Annotated in this window: 8 protein-coding genes, 1 tRNA gene and 1 pseudogene; 8 read left to right on the top strand and 2 right to left on the bottom strand. The window is 58.2% G+C overall.

Translation table 11 applies throughout. The features are described 5' to 3' along the window. Window positions 1–36: 36 nt before the first annotated feature. Complete coding sequence (locus J3D60_RS12060; protein WP_065940482.1) at window positions 37–2,499, top strand: EAL domain-containing protein; 2,463 nt, start codon at window positions 37–39, stop codon at window positions 2,497–2,499. A 45-nt stretch (window positions 2,500–2,544) separates the two neighbouring features. Further along, window positions 2,545–3,348: a TenA family transcriptional regulator gene (locus tag J3D60_RS12055; protein WP_065940481.1), complete on the top strand. Its 804-nt coding sequence runs from the start codon at window positions 2,545–2,547 to the stop codon at window positions 3,346–3,348. A 21-nt stretch (window positions 3,349–3,369) separates the two neighbouring features. Here J3D60_RS12055 and J3D60_RS12050 read toward each other — a convergent pair whose 3' ends face one another. Both J3D60_RS12050 and lldD read right to left on the bottom strand, forming a co-directional pair. Next, window positions 3,370–4,296, bottom strand: coding sequence for a GGDEF domain-containing protein (locus tag J3D60_RS12050; RefSeq protein WP_115486824.1), 927 nt, complete (start codon window positions 4,294–4,296; stop codon window positions 3,370–3,372). Between the two features lie 282 nt (window positions 4,297–4,578). Then, entirely contained in the window at window positions 4,579–5,721 is a 1,143-nt protein-coding gene (lldD, locus tag J3D60_RS12045; protein ID WP_253491582.1) for an FMN-dependent L-lactate dehydrogenase LldD, read from the bottom strand. A 100-nt stretch (window positions 5,722–5,821) separates the two neighbouring features. On the opposite strand from lldD, the gene J3D60_RS12040 reads away from it, so the two are divergent. The 6 genes and pseudogenes from J3D60_RS12040 (at window position 5,822) to J3D60_RS12015 (ending at window position 23,719) form a co-directional block, all read left to right on the top strand. Further along, window positions 5,822–6,718: a LysR family transcriptional regulator gene (locus J3D60_RS12040; RefSeq protein ID WP_253491581.1), complete on the top strand. Its 897-nt coding sequence runs from the start codon at window positions 5,822–5,824 to the stop codon at window positions 6,716–6,718. A 60-nt stretch (window positions 6,719–6,778) separates the two neighbouring features. Next, a tRNA-Asn gene (locus tag J3D60_RS12035) sits at window positions 6,779–6,854 on the top strand. Between the two features lie 122 nt (window positions 6,855–6,976). Beyond that, window positions 6,977–7,069: pseudogene (locus J3D60_RS12030) on the top strand (ParA family protein); the annotation flags it as partial. Between the two features lie 315 nt (window positions 7,070–7,384). Beyond that, on the top strand, window positions 7,385–9,106 hold the full coding sequence (locus J3D60_RS12025; protein ID WP_253491580.1) for a ShlB/FhaC/HecB family hemolysin secretion/activation protein: 1,722 nt from the start codon (window positions 7,385–7,387) through the stop codon (window positions 9,104–9,106). Window positions 9,107–9,139: 33 nt separating this feature from the next. Beyond that, the gene (locus J3D60_RS12020; RefSeq protein ID WP_253491579.1) at window positions 9,140–23,437 is read left to right on the top strand and encodes a filamentous hemagglutinin N-terminal domain-containing protein; all 14,298 of its coding nucleotides are present in this window, start codon (window positions 9,140–9,142) and stop codon (window positions 23,435–23,437) included. 12 nt (window positions 23,438–23,449) lie between these two features. After that, window positions 23,450–23,719, top strand: coding sequence for a hypothetical protein (locus J3D60_RS12015; protein ID WP_253491577.1), 270 nt, complete (start codon window positions 23,450–23,452; stop codon window positions 23,717–23,719). The last annotated feature ends 171 nt before the right edge of the window (window positions 23,720–23,890 follow it).

The raw sequence follows: 23,890 nt of genomic DNA, 5'->3' as shown, positions 1-23,890 counted from the left end.
GCGTGCGTTTCCAGCAGTGCATATGCAAGGGACTTCATGAAGCAAAAGCGGACTTTCGGAACGCCTCGGCTATTGGGCATTGTCTGGCCCTTTATCGCCGTCGTGCTGTTCCAGGCATTGTTGGGTTGCGTCAGTCTCTACGTGCTTTCAGCGGTGCGTGGTTATGTGGGCGGCGAGAGCCTGTGGTCCAAGGGCCAGAAGGACGCGATCTATTACCTGACGCTGTATGCCGATAACCGCGCCGAAACCACCTATCTCAAATATCAGCAGGCCATTGCCGTGCCTCAGGGCGGCCATGAGTTGCGCATTGCCCTGGACCGTCCCAGCCCTGACCTGGCCGCGGCGCGCCTGGGCATCCTCAAGGGCGGCAACCACCCGGACGATGTGTCCAGCCTGATCTGGCTGTACCTGAATTTTCGGCATTTCAGCTACCTGGAAAAAGCCATTGAGCTGTGGACCGTAGGCGATGGCTACTTGGTTGAGTTGGATGAGCTGGCCCGCGAGATGCACCGAGCGATCAATGCCGACCAGCAGGTCAATCCCAATGAAGTCCGGCAGTGGAAAGCCCGTATCACCGCGATCAATGAGGGCGTGACCCCCGCCGCCAAAGCCTTCAGCGACGCCCTGGGCGAAGGCTCGCGGATGATTCTGCGGTTGTTGCTGATCACCAACCTGGCGACGGCCCTGGGCCTGATTGTGCTGGCGCTGTTGCGTACCCATAAGCTACTGGCCCAGCGTCATGCGTTCGCCAATGCCCTGCAGGCCGAGAAGGAGCGTGCGCAGATCACCCTGGAGTCGATTGGCGACGGGGTAATCACCACCACTGTGGACGGGACCATTACCTATATGAACCCGGCAGCCGAGGCGATGACTCACTGGAACTCGGCGCAGGCCCAAGGCCTGCCCCTGGCGGCACTGTTCAATCTGCTCGATGACAATGCGCAGCCGGATGGTTTTACCCTGATCGAACACATCGTCAAGGGCCGGTTCAAGGGCGGCAGCGAGCATTCGAAAACCATCCAGCGCCTGGACGGCAGCACGGTCTCCGTCACTCTGGTGGGAGCGCCGATCCTCAGCGGCGGCCAGGTCAGTGGTGCCGTGCTGGTCCTGCACGACATGACCCAGGAGCGTCAGTACATCGCCAACCTGTCGTGGCAGGCCACACACGACGCCTTGACCGGCCTGGCCAACCGTCGCGAGTTCGAGTACCGCCTTGAGCAGGTGCTGCACAGGGCAGGGCAGCCCCAGGGCGGGCGACATGCATTGATGTTCCTCGACCTCGACCAGTTCAAGCTGGTCAACGACACCTGCGGCCATGCGGCGGGCGACGAGTTGCTACGGCATATCTGCGCGCTGCTGCAATCGGATTTACGCGAAGGTGACACCCTGGCGCGCCTGGGGGGCGATGAATTCGGCATCCTGCTGGAGAACTGCCCGGCGGCGGTGGCGGAAAAAGTCGCCGAGAGCCTGCGCCACACCGTGCAGAGCCTGCATTTTGTGTGGAAGGGGCGGCCGTTCATGACCACCGTGAGCATCGGCCTGGTGCAGATCTCCCAAACCCCGACCACCCTGGAAACCTCGTTGCGCGCCGCCGACATGGCCTGCTACATGGCCAAGGAAAAAGGCCGCAACCGAGTGCAGGTGTACCACGCCGATGACTCGGAGCTGTCCCTGCGCTTTGGCGAAATGGCCTGGGTGCAGCGTTTGCACATGGCGCTGGAGGAGAACCGGTTTTGCCTGTACGCCCAGGAAATCTCGCCCTTGGGAAGTGCCGACGGCGGCAGTGGGCATATTGAAATCCTGCTGCGCCTGCACGACGAGGCGGGTCGGATCATTCTGCCCGACAGCTTCATCCCCGCAGCTGAGCGTTATGGTTTGATGACCTCCCTGGACCGTTGGGTGGTGGAGAACGTATTCAGGATCATTGCCCGTTGCATGCACGAGCACCCCGGCCGGCCTATGGCGATGTGTGCGATCAATCTGTCAGGCATTACGATTGGCGACGATGATTTCCTCGGTTTTTTACGTGAGAAATTCGAGGCTTACCGCATTCCGCCAGAAATGATTTGTTTTGAAATAACTGAAACAAGCGCTATTGCGAACCTGGGCAGTGCCATTCGCTTTATTAACGAACTCAAAGCCTTAGGTTGCTTCTTTTCCCTCGATGACTTCTGCGCCGGAATGTCCTCATTCGCGTATCTGAAACATTTACCTGTAGACTTCCTGAAGATCGATGGAAGTTTCGTAAAGGATATGCTGGACGACCCGATTAACCGCGCGATGGTCGAAGTGATCAACCACATCGGCCATGTCATGGGAAAGCGCACAATTGCCGAATTTGTTGAAACCCCGCAGATCGAACAGGCTTTGCTCGACATCGGTGTGGATTACGCTCAGGGCTACCTGATTGAACGACCGCAATTGTTTACCTTTGATAGCTTGCGTCGACCCGTGCGGCCGCAGCCTCTGTTATTCAGGGCGCCCGGCACATTCCGCTGAAACATTTGCCGGTCTGTAAATCACACTTAAAAAGGAGCCTTAATAGTGATCGACACATTCAGCAGAACCGGCCCGCTTATGGAAGCCTCAAGTTACCCCGCCTGGGCTCAGCAATTGATCCAGGACTGCAGCGAGAGCAAGCGCCGGGTTGTCGAACACGAACTGTACCAACGCATGCGTGACAACACGCTCAGCGCCAAGACCATGCGTCACTACCTGATCGGTGGCTGGCCCGTGGTGGAACAGTTTGCCTTGTACATGGCACAGAACCTCACCAAGACCAAGTTTGCCCGCCATCCAGGAGAAGACATGGCGCGCCGTTGGCTGATGCGCAATATCCGTGTGGAGCTGAACCACGCGGACTATTGGGTGCATTGGGCGCGTGCCCATGGCGTCAGCCTTGAAGAGCTGCAGGCCCAGAACGTGCCGCCGGAGTTGCATGCGCTGAGCCACTGGTGCTGGCACACCAGCTCGTCCGATTCGTTGATCGTGGCCGTTGCCGCGACCAACTATGCGATCGAGGGCGCGACGGGGGAGTGGTCGGCGGTGGTATGTTCCACCGGTGTGTATGCGGCAGCCTTTCCCGAGGAAGACCGCAAGCGTGCGATGAAGTGGCTGAAGATGCACGCCCAGTACGACGACGCCCATCCTTGGGAAGCCCTGGAAATCATCTGCACCCTGGCCGGGATGAACCCTACCAGGGAACTGCAGGCAGAGCTGCGCCAGGCCGTGTGCAAGAGCTACGACTACATGTACCTGTTCCTGGAAAGTTGCATGCGCCTGGAGAAAGACAAACCGGCGAGCGCTGCCGTGCGCGAGCGCCCGTTGCGCGTCGCCAGCGAAGCGTGATGTAACGGGGATGGCGGGGTTTTACCCCGCCATTGCCAGGCGATTGCGACCTTCGCGCTTGGCCACGTACAAGGCGCTGTCGGCGCGACGCAACAGGCTCTCGGCCGACTCGGCGGCCAGCAAGGTCGAACAACCGAGGCTCACCGTCAATTCGATCCGTGTCCCGTCCGCCCAATAATCCTGGGCCTGTGCCGCCTGGCGCAGGCGTTCACCGACCATGGCCGCTGCATCCCGACTGGTGTTGGACAGCAGGATCAGAAACTCTTCCCCGCCAAACCGAAACACCATGTCCACGTTACGCAACTGGCTCTTGATCGCCCCGGCGACGGCGCGCAAAACGTTATCGCCGGCTGCATGGCCGTGGGTGTCGTTGATGATCTTGAAGTGGTCGATGTCCAGCATCAGCAAGGACAGCGGGTTCAAGTGCCGGCGCGCCATGTCGATTTCCCGTTGCAGGGTCTGGTCCATGGCAATGCGGTTGCCCGTTTCGGTCAACGGGTCGCGCAGGGCGCTGCGGGTGGCGGCTCGGTAGAGCAGGGCGTTGCGCATCGGGTAGAGCAGGGTCGACAGCAGTGATTCGAGCTGGCCCAGTTCCTCTTCCAGCAGGCGCTGGTTGCGGCGAAAGATCAGCTCGCCGAGGTGCTCGCCTTCGTGGCTCAGGCTGTAGCTCACCGAGTGGTGGCCGCGGTGGCCGAACTCCAGGCGCAGGTCGCTGGTTTCGTGGCGATATTGCAGGGCGTCCAGGGGGACCAGGCGTTGGATCTCACGGAAAAACACCGCGAGGATACGCTGCGGTTCCAGGCTGGTCTGCAATTGCATCCCCAGCTGCTGGCGAAGTTGTGCGACGGTCGTCGGGCGTCGAGGTACGAGTGATGGCTGACCAAACCCCAGGCGTTGCAATTTGGCACTGTCGAAGTCAACTGCGTTGGTCTGGGTTGGTGTTTTCATAAGCAAACGGCCTCTAAGCACTTAGCTGTCTTACAGGCTGGATGAGAGTGGCGAATGCCAGGCGTCTTACCGTTCCTTCAGTTCCGTAAAACATTGGAAACAGTTTAGACCGCTTTACCAGGGGTTATAACCCCTGGGCACTGCCGCACGTCTTGTCATCGCTTGACCTGCTTGGAAGGTGTTAGAGCGAGATTCGTGCCATTTCGTTTAAATAAATAAAAGTCCTTACAAATCAAGGACCGTTTTTACAGTAAAAAAACGGTCCTTCAGTACTGACGTCAGTTATTTGGCTGATTGCACCAGCGTGTTGTGGTCAATCTGGTCGATGGACGTGACCCCCGTCAGCGTCATGGCCACGCGCATCTCCTTGGCGAAGATCTCCAGCAGGTTCTCTACCCCGTGCTGCCCATCGGCGGCCAGTGCATAGGCGGTGGCGCGTCCGAGCAGGCACGCCTTGGCGCCCAGGGCGAGCATGCGCACCACGTCCAGCCCGGAACGAATGCCGGAGTCCACCAGCACCGTCAGGTCATCGCCCACGACATCGGCAATCGGTGGCAAGGCCTTGGCGGTGGACAGCACACCGTCCAACTGACGGCCGCCATGGTTGGAAACCACGATGCCATCGGCGCCGAAACTGACTGCGTCCCTGGCGTCTTGAGGGTCGAGGATGCCCTTGATAATCATCGGGCCTTTCCAGAAGTCGCGGATCCACTCCAGGTCTTTCCAACTGATGGAGGGGTCGAAGTTATTGGCCAGCCAACCGATGTAATCTTCCAGGTGAGTGGGTTTGCCGAGGTACCTGGAGATATTGCCCAGGTCGTGGGGGCGGCCCATGAGCCCGACGTCGAACGCCCATTGCGGCTTGGTGACGGCCTGCAACATGCGTCGCTGCGCCGCGAACGGCCCGGACATGCCCGAGTGGGCATCGCGGTAGCGCGCTCCCGGTGTGGGCATGTCCACGGTGAACACCAGGGTGGTGACCCCCGCCGCCTGGGCCCGCTCCAGGGCATTGCGCATAAAGCCCCGGTCCTTGAGCACATACAGCTGGAACCAGATTGACTGCGGGCTCTGCGACGCCACTTCTTCAATCGAACATACCGACACCGTCGACAGGCAGAAGGGGATGCCCTTGTTCGCCGCCGCCTTTGCCGCCTGTACTTCGCCGCGCCGCGCATACATGCCGGTCAAGCCGACAGGGCTAAGGATGACCGGCATGTCCAGGGCCTGGCCGAACAGTGTGGTCTTGAGGCTCAGGTTATCGACATTGCGCAGCACGCGTTGGCGCAGGCTGATCTCGGCCAGGTCCGAACTGTTCGCGCGCATCGTGTGCTCGGCGTAAGCACCGCCGTCGATGTAGTCGAACAGGAAGTGCGGCAGCTTGCGTTTGGCCGCTGCGCGGTAGTCGGAGGCGGACGAGATGATCATTAAGCGTGTCTCCACAAGGCTGGGCGGGTCAGGATAGGCAAATATCTGTCATGATAAAAACAACTTTTATCGCTAGATACCAGTCGCTAAAGGAATACCCATGAATTTGAGAACGTTGCGTACGTTCGTCGAAGTGGTACGCCAGGGCGGATTCTCCCAGGCCGCCGACGTGGTGGCCTTGACCCAATCCACGGTGAGCAAGGCGGTCAAGACCCTGGAGGAAGAACTTGGCATGCCGCTGCTCGATCGCCTCGGCCACCGCAATGAACTGACCGCTGCTGGTGAAATCGCCTACCGTCGCGCCCTGGTGCTGCTCGCCGAACACCATGACCTGGTCGCCGAGATCAACGACCTGCGCGGCCTCAAGCGCGGCGTGTTGCGCATCGGCCTGCCACCGGTGGGGTGTGGGGTGTTGTTCGCGACGATGTTTGCCACCTATCGCAGCCGTTACCCGGACATCGACATCGAACTCACCGAATACGGCAGCAAAAGATTGCGCGAGTGCCTGGAAGCGGGGGAGGTCGACCTCGCTGCGTTGCTGCTGCCGGTGGATGCAGGCTTCGAATATCAGTCCGTGCGCAACGAACCGCTGATGGCCGTGCTGCCCAGAAGCCATGCCCTGGCCCAGCGTCAACGCATCGACTTCGCCGACCTGGCGGATTCGCCGTTCATCCTGTTCGAAGCCGGCTTCGCCCTGAACGCCAAGATCCTCGCCGCCTGCGAGCGCAAAGGCGTGATACCGCGCGTGGCGGCGCGCAGCGGGCAGATCGACTTCATCGTCGACCTGGTCGCCGCCGGCCTCGGCGTCGCCTTCCTGCCCCGCATGCTGGCGCACAAGCATCAACACGCAGGCATCGCCCTGATCCCTCTCGACGAACCCCACACCGACTGGCACATCGCCCTGGCCTGGCGCGCCAGCGCCCACCTGCCACCCGCCGTGCGCGCCTGGCTGGACCTGGCCAAGGAGCAGCAGCTTTCAGCCGGTCATCCGGATTAATCGTCCAGGCCGTCAGGGAAAGCTTGACTTCTCCTTTTCAATCAGTAACATACGGCGCATTCCGCGATAGCTCAGTTGGTAGAGCAAATGACTGTTAATCATTGGGTCCCTGGTTCGAGTCCAGGTCGTGGAGCCAGATAGGGAAAAGCCTGCAGCGATGCAGGCTTTTTTTTGCCTTGGATTTTTCCGGGGTGATCAAAGCGCACAGCGTGGCCAGCATGAATGCATCTCAAATCCTACGATTCCGAGGTCAATATCATGAAAGTCACTGCGGTCGTTTCAACCAAAGGCGGGCCGGGTAAAACCACGGTTGGCGTCAATCTGGGCGCGTTCTGCGCCGATGATGGGGTCTACCTCACTGGCCGCACCCCTCTAAAAAAGGCAATCAGACAGTAGCATCACGATTGAGCGGTTTTCTGCCATGAAAAAACTGTCGGCTATGCCAAAGGCGCGAACTTACCTGCTACTTGCTTAGCCAGGTGCAGACCTGGATTAGATATTCGCGATTTCTGTTAAGTGATTGATGTTAAAGACCTTAATTTTTCAGACTGCAGGTGATCGTGTGTCACCACTGAAACAAAGTTGTACATTTAATTGACGCCACTAAAACGCCACCATAAGATCCCCGCCAATTGATGGCACAAAGCCATGTAGAGGGATCTAGAAATGTGGCGTTCGGCACACCGGACCAGGCTCAGTCTGCTGTCCGCTTTTTTTTGCCTGGGCTTTGCTGGGACAGCTCAAGGCGCTACACCGCAGAACACGCCGGGCGTTACTGACCTGATCCGTGACCGCCAGGATCGCCTGCTCGAAGAGCAACAACGCCGCCTCGAAGAGCTCAAGGACCTGCCCGGCAAAGCTGCTACGCCTACCAAGCCGACAGCGCCCGTCGACACGCGCTGCTTTACGATCAAAACCATCGAACTTGCCGGCGCCGATGCCCTGTCCGAAGGCGAGCGCGCCAGTCTGATCAAGCCTTACATTGGCCAATGCCTTGGCGTGCCCCAACTCAATGAACTGCTCAAGGTCATCACCGACCGCTACCTGGCCAAAGGGTTGGTCACCAGCCGCGCGTACTTGCCACAACAAGACCTCTCCACTGGCGTCCTCAAAATCCAAGTCGTCGAGGGCAAGCTGGAACATTTGAAGGGCGCTGAGGGCAGCGGCATTACCGATCGACAATTGACCATGAGCTTTCCGGGCAAGACGGGCGAGTTGCTTAACCTGCGCGAGATCGAGCAGATGGTCGACCAACTGAACCGTCTGCCATCGAACCAGGCGCAGATGGAATTGGCCCCTGGCAAAGAAGTAGGCGGCAGCGATGTGCTGGTCAAGAACACCCTGCAGAAACTCTGGCGCGTCGGCCTGTCTCGTCACAATGGCGGCCAGCGCAGCACCGGTGAACAGCAATGGGGCGCCAGTCTGGATTGGGACAATCCGCTGGGCCTGGCGGATCAATTGTCGCTGCGCGGTGGTCATGATGCAGTCAGCGACCACCAGAAAACCTCACGCAATTCTATGCTCAATTACAGCCTGCCCTTTGGCTGGTGGAACCTCAATTACAGCTACAGCGAAACCGAATACCGTTCGTTGGCTCAGGCCAATAATTTCAACTTCAAACAGTCCGGAGACAGTCAGAGCCATCAACTGCGCCTGGAGCGGGTAATCCATCGCGACGCCCTGAGCAAAACCTCACTCAGCACCGGCGTGGCCTACCTGCGCACCAACAACTTCATCGAAGACAGCAAGCTCGCGTTGAGCAGTAACCGCCTCAGCGAAGCCCAGTTCGGCATCAATCATGGACGACGTATCGGCGGCTCATTCCTCAACATCGACCTGGGCATGCAGGACGGCATTGGCGCGTTCGACGCCCAGGCCAATCACAACCCGCGCCCCGGCCAGGCCGATGCGCGCTACCGCAAATACACCGCGACCTTTAGCTACCTGTACCCGTTCAAGCTGTGGGGCGAGTCGTTCAGTTTCAGCAGCCTGATGACCGGCCAGCGCAGCGAAGACGTGCTGTTCAGCCCACAGCGCATGAGCCTGGGCGGGCAGTCGTCGATTCGCGGTTACAAGGATCAAAGCCTGGCCGGCGACAGCGGCGGCTACTGGCGCAACGACCTGCGCTGGAGTCGCCCGGTGACCATCGCGTGGTTGCAGCCGGTATTCAATGAATACGGCACCAGCCTTGGTTATGACCAAGGCGTGATCAGCCATGGCCGCTACAACGCCGAACAACACGGACGCATGAGCAGCAACTCCGTGGAGCTGTTCGCACGTGGCCAGAACGTCGCCGCCTCGGTGACCTTTGCACACTCTTTGGAACGCCCGGGGCCGATCACTGAACGTGAAGCGCCGGTTTATTTCCGTATGGATTTCTTTCTTTAAATTGTTTACCGCCTTCGGGCCTCGGGATTTGACATGGACGTTCGTCAGTTCGCCTTTCTTGCGCGCCAACCTTCTGCGGCCTTGAAAACGCGCTCCACTTTCCTGGGACTGCCCAAGCGCGGCTTGGCGTTGATCCTGGCCAACGCGATGTTCTGGCAGCCGTTGCTGGCGCAGGCGGACGGGATTGTGGTGAGCGCACCGGGCACAACGCTGGGCCAGGCGGGTAACGGCGTACCCATCGTCAATATCGCGGCGCCCAATGGCAGCGGGTTGTCCCATAACCAGTTCCAGGATTACAACGTCGGCCAGCAGGGCGTCATCCTCAACAACGCCACCAGCCGCACCCAATCGACCCAGTTGGGCGGGATCATCCTCGGCAACCAGAACCTCAACGGCACAGCAGCCAGCGTGATCCTCAACGAGGTCAACGGCGGCAGTCCGAGTCAGTTGCGCGGCTACACCGAAGTGGCGGGGCAGTCGGCCCATGTGATCGTTGCCAACCCGTATGGCATCAGCTGCAACGGTTGCGGCTTTATCAACACGCCGCAAGCCACGTTGACCACCGGCAAAGCAGTGATCGAGAACGGCCAGATCAGCCGCTATCAAGTCGATCAAGGCAGCGTCGCCATTGACGGCACCGGCTTGAATGCCAGCAACGTCGACCAGTTCGAAATCATCACCCGCGCCACCACCATTAACGCGCAGATCCAGGCAAAAAAACTCACCATTGTCGCGGGTCGCAACGATGTGGACGCACGCACCTTGAACGCCACGGCGCGTGCATCGGACGGCAGCAAGGCGCCGGATCTGGCGATTGATTCGTCGGCGCTGGGCGGTATGTACGTAGGCGCGGTCAAACTGGTGGGCACCGAAGCGGGTGTGGGGGTGAAACTGTCCGGGGACATGGTCGCTGGCGGTGACATCCAGATTGATGCCGCAGGCAATGTGGTCATGGGCCAGACCTCGGCCGGTTCGGCGTTGGCAGTCAAAGCCGCCAACCTGGAAGCCAAAGGCGCGGTCTACGCCGGTACCGATTTGTCGGTGAAAACCCAAGGCGCCCTGACGAACCAACAAACCCTCGCTGCCAAGAACAGCATCACCCTGGACGCCGGTGGCCGGCTGACCAATAACGGGATTATCGAAGCGGGCGTCAACGCGGATAACAGCCGCAATACCCAAGGCGACGTGCGTTTGACCGCACAGGCTATCGATAACAGCGGCAAGACCGTGATCGCCAGCCGTGACCTGACCATCGGCACCGGTGAACTGGCGAATCAGGGCGGCACGCTGAGTGCTCAGCGCACTGCGCAACTGACCGCTACGCGTGTGGATAACCAGAATCAGGGACGCATCTTGAGTGCGGGAAGCCTGGATATAAAGGCTGAGCAACTGCTAAACCGTAAGGGCCAACTTCTAGCCACTGACGCCACCTTGACGGTGGGTTCCCTGGACAACAATGACGGCCAGATTCAGGGTGATCGTTCCTTGTTGGTAAAGAGTGAAACGCTCACCAACCAGCGCGGCAGCCTAGCGGCAGGTACCCGCCTTGACGTAACCAGCACCACTCTCGACAACACCGAAGGCAAGCTGACCTCTGACGGTTCCTTGACCGCCGCCATCGCCGGTCACTTACTCAACCAAACCGGCTTGTTTGCCGCCAAGGGTGACGCACGCCTGAACTTGGGCAGCCTCGATAACCGTCAGGGCACTGTCGTCGCCAACAATCTCGATGTGCAGTTGGATGGCCTGCTGAACAACCAGCATGGCACCTTGCGCGGTGAGGCTCGCCTGGATCTGAAAGCAGGCCAGGTCGATAACAGCGAGGGTGGCCGGATCAGCAGCGGTCAGTCGCTCAATGCCAGCGTCAGCAGCCTGGACCAGCACAAGGACGGTCGACTCTTCGGACAGGGCGACGTCAGCCTCGACCTGAATGGGGGGCACCTGAACAACCAGGACGGGGTGATCAATGCTCCCGGCCGCTTGATGTTGAGCAACCTCAATAGCGTCAACAACCAGGGAGGTGAAATCTCCAGCAACCAGGCCTTTACCCTGACCGCCAATACGCTGGATAACCGCAACGCGAAGCTCCTAAGCGAGCAGGCGCTGACCGTGCGAATCGCCCGTGTTCTCGACAACACTCAAGGCTTGGTCTCGGCGAAAAAACTGGACGTTGAAGCCAGCAGTCTGGATAACCGGGGCGGTACTCTCAGTGCCGGTGAAGCGCTGATCGCACAGGTAGACGGCGCGCTGGATAACCGCAGCGGTAAAATGCTGGCACGTACGGCGTCCGTGAAAAGCGCATCGCTGGATAACCGTCAGGGCTTGGTGCAAGGCGATGCCACGCTCAACATCAACAGTGTTGGTTTGCTCGACAACCGCCAGGGCACGTTGTTTGCCGAGCAAAACGTTGATGTCGCATCCGGCAGTCTGAATAACAGTGGCGGCAAGCTGACCAGTGACGGACGACTCACTGCGCTGATCAGTGCACAGTTGCTGAACCAGACAGGTTTGTTGAGCGCGATCGGTCAGTTGCAAGTCAGCGCTGCCAGCCTCGACAACAGCAACAAAGGTGGCCTCTACAGCCAGGCGGGCGTCAGCCTGGACCTGAACCACGGCCACTTGAATAACCAGGGCGGCTTGATCCACGCGCCAGGCGCATTGCTGTTGAGCAACCTGGCCAGCGTGGATAACCAGGGTGGGGAAATCTCCACTGCTCAGACGCTGAATTTCACCGCTGGTAGCCTCGACAATCGCAGTGGCAAATTGCTCAGTGAACAAGGGCTGCTGGTGCGAATTGCACAGGCGCTGGACAACACCAAGGGCCTGGTAGCCGCTACGGGGTTGGATCTGCGGGCCAATAGCCTGATCAACACCGAAGGTAAACTCAGCGCGCGCGATGATCTGACCGCACGCATTGCTACCGGCCTGGATAACCGGCAGGGCGAGATCCTTGGGGCTAATACTTTGCTGACCGGTGTATCGCTGGATAACAGCAAGGGATTGATCCAAGGGGACAAGCGTCTGACCCTCAACTACACGGGCTTGATCAGCAACCGCAATGGCCGTGTGGTCGCGGGGCAGTCACTGGACCTAAACGCCGCCAGCCTCGATAACACCGGCGGCACATTTACCAGCGAAGGCACCCTGAGCGCGTTGATTAGTGGCCAGTTGCTCAATCAAGCCGGGCTGCTTGCCTCCGCCGGCCAGTTGCAATTGACCGCTGCCAGGCTCGATAACCAGAGCAAAGGCCGCCTCACCGGCAAGAGCGAGCTGACACTGACCATCGGCCAACTCGATAACCGCAGCGGATTGCTCAACTCCGGCAAAACCATGACCTTGAAGGTCGACAGTCTGGACAACCGCGCAGGTGAAGTGTCCAGCGTCACGGACTTGGCACTCAAGGGCAGTCAACTGGATAACAGCGCTGGCGGCAAGCTACTCGCCAACGGCGATATTCAATTGAACGTCGATCGACTGGATAACCAGCTCAAGGGCAACGTATACGCAAAACGCAACCTGAGCATCGTGCTTAATGGTCCGCTGCTGAACCAGCAAGGCACACTGCGCAGTGACGCCAGCCTGACTCTGGATATGAACCATGGAGCGCTCGACAACGCCGCAGGTCTGATCAATACCCCGGGTGTGTTGTTACTCAAGAACCTATCCACAGTTGCCAACCTGAAAGGCGAAATCTCCAGCGAACACGGCTTCTCCCTGGCGGCGCAGAGACTGGACAACAGCGAAGGTAAACTGCTCAGCGATCAAGCCCTGAGCCTGAAAATCGACCAGACCCTTGTCAATATCAAGGGGGTGATTGCGGCGGCGGGTCTCAATGCTCAGGCCGCCCGGTTGGATAACACTGAAGGCGTCCTCAACAGCTCAAAAGACCTCACCCTGGCGGTGGCCGGTGACTGGTTGAACACCGACGGCGAAGTGTCAAGTGCCGGCCTCAGTGTGATTGACGCGATGAGCCTGAATAACCGCAATGGGCAGATCTTGAGCGACGTCAGCCTCAACCTTACAACCCAGGGCGTACTGCTCAACCAGGGCGGCACACTTGGTGCCGGGCAGCGCCTGCATGTCACCGCGTCCAGCCTCGACAATAGCTTGTCCGGCAGCCTGGTCAGCGACGGTAGCCTGTCGGTGCAGGTCGCTGGTCTACTGGATAACCAGGCCAAGGGCCGTATCTTGTCCAAGGGCAACATGACCGTTCAGGCGGGCAACCTGGACAACCGTGTTGGGGTACTGAACAGCAAACAGGCGCAGACCCTCACCGGGCAATCCATGATTAACCAGGGCGGCCTGATCAGCGCCGCCGGGCCACTGCGCCTGACGTGGGACACGGCGGATAACACCAAGGGCCGTATCGCCAGCCAGGCCGATCTCGACGCCACAGTTGGCGTGTTGAAACAGCAGGGCGGTGAACTCGTCGCCCAAGGCAACCTGAGCCTCAGTGGTAACGATCTGGATAACCGCAACGGCGCTCTGGTCGGCGCGACAAAAGCGCTGAAACTCAACGTCGATCGCGTGGATAACCGTGTCGGTGAAATCTCTGGCCAACTCAAGACCGAGATCAGCAGCCAGCGCCTGGACAACAGTGGCGGCAAGGTGTTGGCCGGCACTGCGCTGGAACTGGCTATTGCCCAGTTGATCAACCTAACCAAGGGCCTGGTGTTCGCCCAGGATCTACACCTCAGTGGTTCGAGCCTGGACAACACTGAAGGCACACTGGCTGGCCAACGTTTGCTGGCGGTGCAACTGTCGGCGGGATTGGACAATACACGCGGCAAGATCAGCAGCGAAGGCGGCCTGCAGCTGCGCGCTCAACGGGTCGACAACTCCGGCGGCAGTGTTTCCAGCGCAGGCAACCTGACCCTGACCAGCGATGGTGAACTGCTCAATGTGGGCGGCGTGGTGGAGTCTGCTCAGGCGCTGAATCTCACCAGTGCAAGCCTGGACAACAACCAGCAAGGTTTGCTGAAAAGCCAGGGCGATACCCACCTGACCACCGGGCGATTCAACAACGGCCTTGGCGGGCGCGTGATCAGTGCCAACAGCCTTGACCTTAGAGCGACCGATCTCAACAACGGCGGACGCATTGCCAGCGGCGGTGTATTGACCGCGAACCTTACAGCCCTGACCCAGGCAAGCGGTAGTGAGTTGTTCAGCAGCAGCCAGTTGAACCTGGATATGAATCAGGGGCAGGTGACCAACGCCGGGGTGCTCAATGCACCCATCCTGGTATTGAAAAATCTTGGCAACGTGAATAATCGCACTGGTGAAATCTCCAGCCAGAACGCCTTCACCCTAGCGGCAAGTAGCCTGGATAACGGCAACGGCAAGTTGATCAGCAATCATGCCCTGGATCTGCGCATCGAGCAGGCCTTGGCCAACGCCAAAGGCAGCATCAGCGCTGTCGGCCTCAACGTGCGCAGTGCAAGCTTGGACAATACCGACGGCCTGATCAGCAGTCGTGGAGGCCTGGAGGTTAGCGCCGATGGCCTGATCGACAACCAGCGTGGCAGCCTGATCGGCGATGGTGCCGTTCTGCTGACCACTGCAAAACTGGACAACCGTGCGGGCGAATTGGCGGGGAAGGCCAAGGTCACCGTCAACGCCAATCTGATCGACAACCAAAAAGGCCAGTTGGTCAGCACCGAGACCCTGGCGATGGCCAGTGCCCATCTCGATAACCGCGATGGCCTGGTCGGCGCTGCAAAAGTGCTGAAACTGGACGTGGGCGATGTTGATAACCGTGCCGGTGAACTGACCAGCAACGCCGACCTGAGCATTACCGGCCAGCGCCTGGATAACAGCGACGGCGGGCTGGTGTTCGCCGCCACAGGCTTGAGCCTGGCCGTGGATCAGGTACTCAACCGCACGCGCGGCCACTTGAGTGCTCAACGCCTGACGCTGACAGGCACTGCGCTGGACAATAGCGGCGGCAAGCTGCTCAGTCAGCAACCATTAGTGGTCGATCTGGCAGGTAACCTCATCAACAACAAGGGCCTGTTGAGCAGCGAAGGCACGCTGGACGTCAAGGCGCGCAGCCTCGACAACACCGAAGGCAGTCTCTCCAGCGCGCAAGGTCTGAGCGTTGTTGTCAGCGATAACCTGAACAACCAGGGCGGTGAACTGCTCACCGACGCCAACTTGATACTGCGCAGCGCCAGCCTGGGTAACCAGCAAGGCACTCTCAGCGGCAAAGGTCCGGTCTCTGTTACCACCGGAGCGCTGAACAACCAGGCGGGGCGCCTAAACAGCGGAGACACCTTGACCCTGGTGACCGCACAGTTGAACAACGGTGGCAGTATCGGTAGTGCCCAGGCAATGAACGCCACGGTGACTGGCCTCGACCAGCAGGCAGGCAAGCTGTTCAGTCAGGCCGGATTGAGCCTTGACCTGAATAACGGCCAGTTGAATAACCGCGGTGGTTTGATCAATGCCAGCGGCCCGTTACTACTGAAAAACCTCAACACCGTCGATAACCAGAGCGGTGAAATCTCCAGCGACCAAGCCTTCACCCTGGCCGCACAACGCTTTGATAACAGCAACGGCAAGCTGCTGAGCAATCAGGATCTGGCGCTGCGAATCAATCAGGCTCTAGCCAACATTAAGGGCCTGATCGGCGCCGCTAACCTCAACCTGCACGCCGGGTCGGTGGACAACCAAGGCGGTACGCTGAGCGGTCGAGGCGAACTGCAACTGAGCAGCGACGGCCTGCTGAACAACCAGGGTGGCAACCTATTGGGCGGCAGCCGCGCGACGCTCAGCGCAACGGCCCTGGATAACACCGCAAATGGTTTGATCAACAGCCAAGGTAACCTCGACATCGCGGCAGGCAACCTCGCCACCGGTAGTGGCGGTGAAGTGTCCGCCAAGGGTGCGATGGACTTGCAGTTGGGTGGCTTGACGCTGGCCGGCGGTCAAATCATGGGCGGGCAGGGCGTGACCCTGGATTTGAACAATGCAGACTTGGATAACCGCAACGGGCTGATTGCTGCCAAGGGGGCGTTGGCCCTGAACCGCGTGCGGGCGATCAATAATCAGAACGGTGAGCTGTCCACTCAGCAAAGCCTGACGCTGAACCTGAGTAGCCTGGACAACACTGGTGGCAAGTTGATCAGCAGCCAGGTGCTGTCGGTCAACGCAGCTCAGTTGCTCAACCAGAACGGCCTGCTATCCGGCTGGCAAGGTTTGAACGTCAGTGGCGATAGCCTCGACAATCGCAACAACGGTACGTTGTCCAGCCGCAATGGCGCAGTGGATGTACGCCTCGCTGGCGCTTTGCTCAATACCGGCGCAGGCGCGGTGGTCAGCCAGGGCCGGCTTGACCTCAGCGCCGCCAGTCTCGAAAACAGCGGAGGCATACTCTCCAGCGGTGCGGGACAAAGCCTGTCGGTCACCGGCCAGTTGAACAACGCCAACGGTGGCCTGATCGACAGCGGCGCTGAACTCGACCTGCAAGCGCTCACCCTGGGCAACCAGACGGGTACGATCAACGCGCAAAAAGCGCTGGCCATCACCGCCACTGACCTCAACAACACCGGCGGCACCGTCGCCGGTAACGACCGTTTGACCCTGAACCTGCTGGGTTCTCTGATCAACACAAACGGAAAGTTGGCCAGCGCAGGCCCGCTGCTGCTCCAGCGGGCGGTGCAGGTCAACAACCAGGGCGGCCAGATCGCCAGCCAAGGGCAACTGACCTTGCTGACCGGTGGCCTCGACAACCGTCAGCGAGGCACCATCGCCGGTAAGAATCGTGTGGCGATCACCAGCACCGGCGTCCTGCAAAACGACGCCGATGGCCTGATCTACAGCCAGGAGGCTGACCTGCAAATCAAGGCCTCAGGCCTCACCAATGTCGGCGGTGCAGTGCAAGGCCAAAGCGGCCTGGGCCTCGACATCGATGGCGATATCGACAACCACGGCGGGAAGCTCCTGGCGCACACCGGTGACACAATCGTCAGGGCAAACACCCTGGACAACCAGGGCGGCAGCGTGGCCAGCCTGACCGGGTTGGTGGACGCCACTCTGAATGACAGCTTGCTCAACGGCGTTGCGCAAAACAAAGGTGGGGTAATTCAAGGCCAGCGCGTCAACGTGGCTGCGCTCACCGTCGACAACCAGCATGGTCGCATCGCCGCTCAGGACGGCGATGCCGTCATCACCGCCAGTCAATTCCTCAACGCCTACGGTGGGGTGTACGCCAAAGGCGCCTTGCAAACCCGCAGCACTTCGCTGGATAACAGCTTCGGACAAATCTCCGCCAAGCGCATTGACCTCGGCCTCAGTGGGCAACTGAGCAACCATTCGGGGATTATTGAAAGCGATGAGACGCTGATGCTGCAGGCCAGAGACCTGGTCAACTACAGCGGCAAACTGCGTGCCTTGGCGCGCACGGGCAAGACCCAATTTCAGATCGGCAATCTGTTTGATAACCGCAATGGCATCGTTGAAACCGCCAACACTGATCTTGCCCTGGTAGCCACTACCTTCCAGAACACCGGCGGCCAACTCCTGCACGCCGGGGAGGGTGATTTTGATATCTCCCTGCCCAATGTCACCGGCGCCGGCGGCAGCATTGTCACCCGTGGCGGCCTGACCCTGAACGCCGATACCTGGACTAACAGCAGCGTCATTGAGGCCGGACGCCTGAATGTGAACGTCGGCACCTTTACTCAGACTGAAACCGGGCAGTTGTTGGCGTCCTCACGCCTGGAGGGCAAGGGCGGGCACTGGATTAACAATGGTCTGATTGCCAGTGATGGCAGCCTGGCGCTGGATTTAACGGGTGGCTATGAGGGCAGCGGTCGGGTCAGTAGTGTGGGGACCCTGGACCTTACTGCGGCCCAGTTGACCTTGGCGCAACTCAGCACGATCGCCGGTGGTGGCAATACGCGCATAACCGTTGGCGGTGCACTGGCAAATGAAGGCCGAATCACTTCGGCTGCGGACCTGAACGTCACTGCTGGCGTTATCAACAACTACGGCACCCTGGGCAGTACCGGCGACCTGCGCCTGTCCACGTCCACACTGTTGAACCAGAATGGACTGATCTTCAGCGGCGGCGATATGGCGCTGCGCACTGATACGTTCACCAACCGCTTCGCGGACGTATACGGTCTGGGGAATGTCAGCATTGCCAAAGATGACAACAACGGTCAGAGCACGTCGATCCGCAATATTTCGGCCACGGTAGAGAGTGGTGGTGATTTAAGCGTGGCCGCTGCCTACATCGAAAACCGCAAGGACGTATTCAAGACTACTGGCGGCCTCGTTTCCAGTTACATCGGTGTGCAATGCAGCAGCTGTACTTCCATTGCTGGATCGGGCCCAAGCTTCCTGGTGTGGGCTGAGAACTTTAAGTCACAGGTTGTTGAAGACTCGGCGGCTTCCAGCATGACCGCCGGACGAAACTTCCTGGTTTCCGGAGGGGATTTGAACAATAAGGCCTCGACGTTGACTGCAGGTAATAACATCTCGTTTACCTTGAAAAACTTCACCAACGAAGGAGCATCGGTAGGTGACTACAGCCTTCGGCGCTCTTATGACTTTGGTTCACTAAACCCATCCAATATTGCGAAGTTCATGCTCACGGTCATGAACTACAACCGGACTCACGACCCGCTCTATAACTCCAGAAGTCCTGCCGTTCATACCTTTAACAGCAGTGGCGTTGAATCCTATAAACGTATTGGCTTTGAAGGTGGGCGAGACGCTGTTCGTTTTTACACGACTTATGGAACATTACGAATCCAAACAAAGGGTGAGAGCGTCGATCCAAATATAGGTGCTGCGGATGGTCCCTGGGAAATGCTGAATGCTCGTCCTTTCAATAGCACTACTACCGGATCCTCCAGTTCTATTAACGCCGTGGTTCAGGCTGGTGGTGTCGTGAGCATCAACGCGGCGCAGAACCTGACCAATAGCGTCGTTCGTCAAAACGTCGCCGTTACCGGTAATGGGCCTCGTGGTAACGCAACCAAGGTCACTGGCAATACCGCGGTGATGGTTACGATCAATCGTGAGTTGCCCCCAGGCCTTGCTTTACAGCAGGTGAACCCGGTGGAGTTACCAGGCTTCAGTTTGCCTAGCGGGAAAAATGGATTGTTCCGCCTGAGCGGAGAGGCTGCAAACGACAGCCAAGTCAGCCGTAGCGATCCCGTCCAGCGAAACTGGACCATGGGTGAAGCAAACATTGGTCTAGCGCAGCGTCAGCAAGCGATTCCTGATACCCAGGGCCGTACGCTGCAGATAACCGGATCAGCGCCAACCGCCGCCAGTACGCTGCAGTTGAGCCTTGCCACCCGCGAAGCGGGCGGACTCAATGGCACTGCGAGTACCGTCAACACAGGTGGTAATGTTGATGGCGGCTCATGGCACTCAGGCCGTACAACAGGCATAGAAATCACTCACGGTGGGGAGGTCAAACCGCAAATCCCGGGGACCGGTTTCGACTTGCCTGGTCTTTCAGCAAGCGAACGTGATCCCCGAATCCAGGTGACCACACCGATAGGAGGACTCCCAGGCCTTAACGTACCGGGCTTATCAGTCACGCACCGAGACACCGCGGTGACTGTCAATACCGACGCCGGTACCAATCCAGCTCTCAACATCCCAGGCATTACAGAGCAAGCGATCACTGGCAGCCATCAGTCCATCAAGGGTGTGCAAGGCTTGCCCGATACTCGTATCGCCGCGCAACCGCATAAGTACCTGATCGAAACCAACCCTGTACTCACAAATCTCAAGCAGTTCATGAGTTCGGATTACCTGCTTGCCGGTCTCGGCTACAACCCCGATGAAAGTGCAAAGCGCCTCGGTGACGGCCTTTATGAACAGCGCCTGATCCAGCAAGCTGTGGTCGCACGTACCGGCCAGCGCTTTCTTGACGGCCAAACTTCGGACGATGCCTTATACCGCTACCTGATGGACAACGCCATCCGCAGCAAGCAGACCTTAGATTTATCGGTGGGTGTGTCGCTGACAGGCGCACAGGTTGCAGCACTGACCCATGACATCGTTTGGCTGGAAGAGCATGAGGTGGCCGGGGAGAAAGTCCTGGTACCGGTACTTTACCTGGCCAATGCCGACCAGCGCCTGACTTCGAACGGGGCATTGATTGCTGGCGAGGACGTCAGTTTGATCGCTGGTAAGGAACTCGTCAGCTCAGGCACCTTGCGTGCCAGTAACAATCTTTCAGCGGTCGCTGGAAATGATCTGGTCAACAGTGGCCGGATTGAGGCGGGCAACCGACTGGATCTATTGGCAGGCAACACTATCGTTAATCGGTCTGGCGGTGTGATTGCTGGACGCGATGTAACTCTGACGGCGGTGAGTGGGGATGTGGTTAGTGAACGCAGTCTTACTGGCTTGGGCATGGGCGAGGGAAATCGTAATTACTACGGTGATTCTGCGCGTATTGAGGCTGCCAACGATCTGACTATCAAGGCCGCACGCGATTTCACCAACAGTGGTAGTTCCCTAAAAAGTGGTGGCGACACTCTGATTGACGCCGGTCGCGATATTAATATCGTCGCAACTAAAGCGCTTGATTCAGGCAGTGGGGGGATGTATTCGCGATCGTCTTCTGTCACTCAGAGCAGTTCGACTGTAAGTGCTGGGCGCGATGTAGAGATGACGGCGGGACGAGATCTTAACGCGATCGCCAGTTCAATTGACGCCAAACGTGATATCGCTCTGGCAGCCAAGGAAGATATGAATATTGCTTCTGCTGCGAATGAAAATCACCTCCTGGCGAAGAGCAAGAAGAGGACTATTCAGGAAGATCACGTCAGCCAAGTCAGTACGGAAATAAAAGCGGGTGCTGCTGTTCGACTCATTGCAGGCAATGACATGGCTCTCATTTCCAGTCGTGTTACTGCTGGTGACGAAGCATATCTGGTGGCGAGCGAAAACCTGAATCTGCTCGCCGCGCAAGACAGCGACTATTCGCTCTATGACATGAAGAAGAAGAGCAAAAGCAAAAAGCAAACGCAGCACGACGAAGTGACAAAAGTCGTGAATGTCGGGAGTGAAGTCAAAGCCGGTGGCGACATCGCCCTGATCAGCGGCAGCGATCAAAAATACCAGTCAGCAACACTGGATAGCGGTCAGGACCTGACTGTGCAAAGCGGTGGTGGGATTGAGTTTGAAGGGGTGAAAGACCTGCATCAGGAGAGTCACTCCAAGAGTAAATCAAGTCTGTCCTGGAACGGTTCGAGCGGTAAAGGCAACACCGATGAGACGTTCAAGCAGACCCAGATGACCGCCACAGGCGACATTGTTATCAAAGCTGTCGATGGGTTAAAAATCGATGTCAAACACGTCAATCAAGAAACGGTCAGCCAGGCCATTGATGCGATGGTCAAGGCCGATCCGCAACTGGCTTGGCTCAAAGAGGCTGAGAAGCGCGGTGATGTGGATTGGCGCCTGGTAAAAGAAACTCATGACTCCTTCAAATACAGCCACTCTGGAATGGGGACCGGGGCAATGCTGGTGGTGGTCATTGTAGTCACCGTAGTGACTGCCGGTAGCGGCACCGCAAGTGCGATTGGAGCAACGGCCGGTACCACGGCGTCTAGTGCGGCCGCTGCTGCGGGTGCAAGTGCTACCACTGCTGCGGCTGTCGGGACTGCGGCATCGGCGGCGGCAACAGCTGCTTATACCGCTGTGGTCACACAATCGGTCGTCAGTACCATCAATAACAAGGGGAATCTGGGAGCGGTACTTAAGGATGTGACCTCTAGCGACAGTATCAAGGGTTACTTGAAGTCGGGGTTGGCGGCAGGATTTGCCGCAGGAGTACTTGATAAAGCGTTTTCGGTTTCTCCAGAGAATGCGGGTACTGCCACCCATGGCTTTAAACTTGGAGAGCTTGATGGCTTTACCAAGTTTGCCGGGTATAGCCTTGCAGAGAAGGGCTTCGGTGCGGTGACCAATGTTGCGTTCGACGGCGGTAGCCTCAAAGATCAAATGGCCCAGGCTAGTATTAGCGCAATTGCAGATGTACTCAGTGCATCGGTTTACAATAAATTGGGCTCCCAGTTGGAGTTCACAGGTGTCCCCGGCAAGGTGGGGGCTCATGCCATCGTCGGTGGACTGATCGCCGAAGCTGCCGGTGGTAGCTTTAGGACCGGAGCCTTGGCCGCGGGTGCAAACGAAGCGTTTGTGGCTGCTGTGGGCGACTCGATATTTTCCGGGCCGATGCATGATCAACTGCTGGCGATGACATCCCAGCTCATCGGAACAACCGTGGCAACGGTCGCCGGTGGGTCAGCCAAGGACCAGCAGGTTGCCGGTTGGGTGGCTCAACAGGCAACCAAGTTCAACAGCCTTGACCACCCAACTGCGAAAAGACTGCTGAAGGAGCTTAATGATTGCAAAGCCAATGGTGGTTGCAGTACAGAAAAGGTCCGAGGTGTCATTGACCGATACGAGGAAATCTCGGCGGCACGATCTGCTGCGATCAAGGGTTGCAAGATTCGTGAGTGTGCTGATGGCATCGTGGCCAACACGATTTCCATGGACGACCCCGTTGCTCAAGATCTGCTGACGTTCTTCAAAGGAAAGATTGCGTACGATGTGCCGGGTCTGTTGGTGGGCAACCCCAAAGATCTTTCATCGCCACCGCAGGGCTTTGACAAATGGGGAGCGACCTATGTCACAGATGATCAGATGGTCAAAGCCAAGTACATTCAGGAAGGATGGTTGACGCCGGACGAGGCAGCACATCTGGATGAGTGGGTAAAGGGCACTTCCTGGATGGAAAGGGCTGCGGGTCGTGAGTTGAGTGTGTCTGAACGGGCGCGTATGCTCACTGACATGGGTGACATGTTACTCACCAATGGTTGGGGGAATAGGGCACCTAAACCGGGCATATCGAAAGGGAGGGTCGAGGATAAAGGGCCTGGTATTTCGGAGGACGCTGATGGGTTTGGTTTAAATGGTGCAAAAGGAACTGGGGCTGTTGTAGATGACACAATCAAGGCATTACCAGCCCCAAGACAAATAGATGCATCGTGGAGCGCGAGCACTTATAACAAAGGCGGTTTGATGACAGGTATTGAGCATGTATTCTATCGCCATGGACCTGACTCGGGATTTGCGAATGTTAGTAAGTTCTCGCAAGGAACATCTGTTAAAGATGTCTCTAGCTATGTTGATAACGCACTGAGATATGGGAAGGTAACTCCTAATGGCCCAGGTGGGCACGTTATTGAGTACAACGCAGGTAAGGTGATTGGAACAAACGTCTCAGGCGCTCCAACATCGACAATCAAAATAAATGTTCGGGATGGTGTGATTCAGACTGCATTCCCGTACTAGTTAGGAATGGTTATGAACAGTGGCGGCACACTAATAGAACGATTTATCGCCCAAGAGTTGGACGACAGCGTTCGCTCTATTTTGAAAGATGCCTTTGATGAGCGGATTTGCTCAAAGAGCGTTCTGCTCAGGGAGTTCGAGTTTAATTGCTTTGACGTTTCTTTGGACTTTGAAAAAGGCATCGTCACATTGCAAGATGTTCTTTCCGCTGGAGAGAGTAGCTTTCTTGATATACCGATACGTGATTTTATCTCTGCTTGCGGTTTGAATGTCTCTTGTTAATTGTAGAGGCCTAGATGTGATCTGACGCCGGCCTAGCGCCGGTGTTTTTGCACGTGCGCCAGGCATGGCGCGTTGCGCGCAAGCGCAACCAGCTTGGCTGTGGTGGCCTCGCTGGTGACTTGGAGGTGAAAGTCCTCTACACACCCGGCAAGGGGAAGTGTTAGCCAGAGG

This window comes from Pseudomonas sp. S3E17 (genome assembly GCF_024168685.1).
Lineage (GTDB): Bacteria > Pseudomonadota > Gammaproteobacteria > Pseudomonadales > Pseudomonadaceae > Aquipseudomonas > Aquipseudomonas marginalis.
The sequence above is the reverse complement of the archived record's forward strand: the minus strand, read 5'-3'. Positions and strand labels throughout refer to the sequence as shown.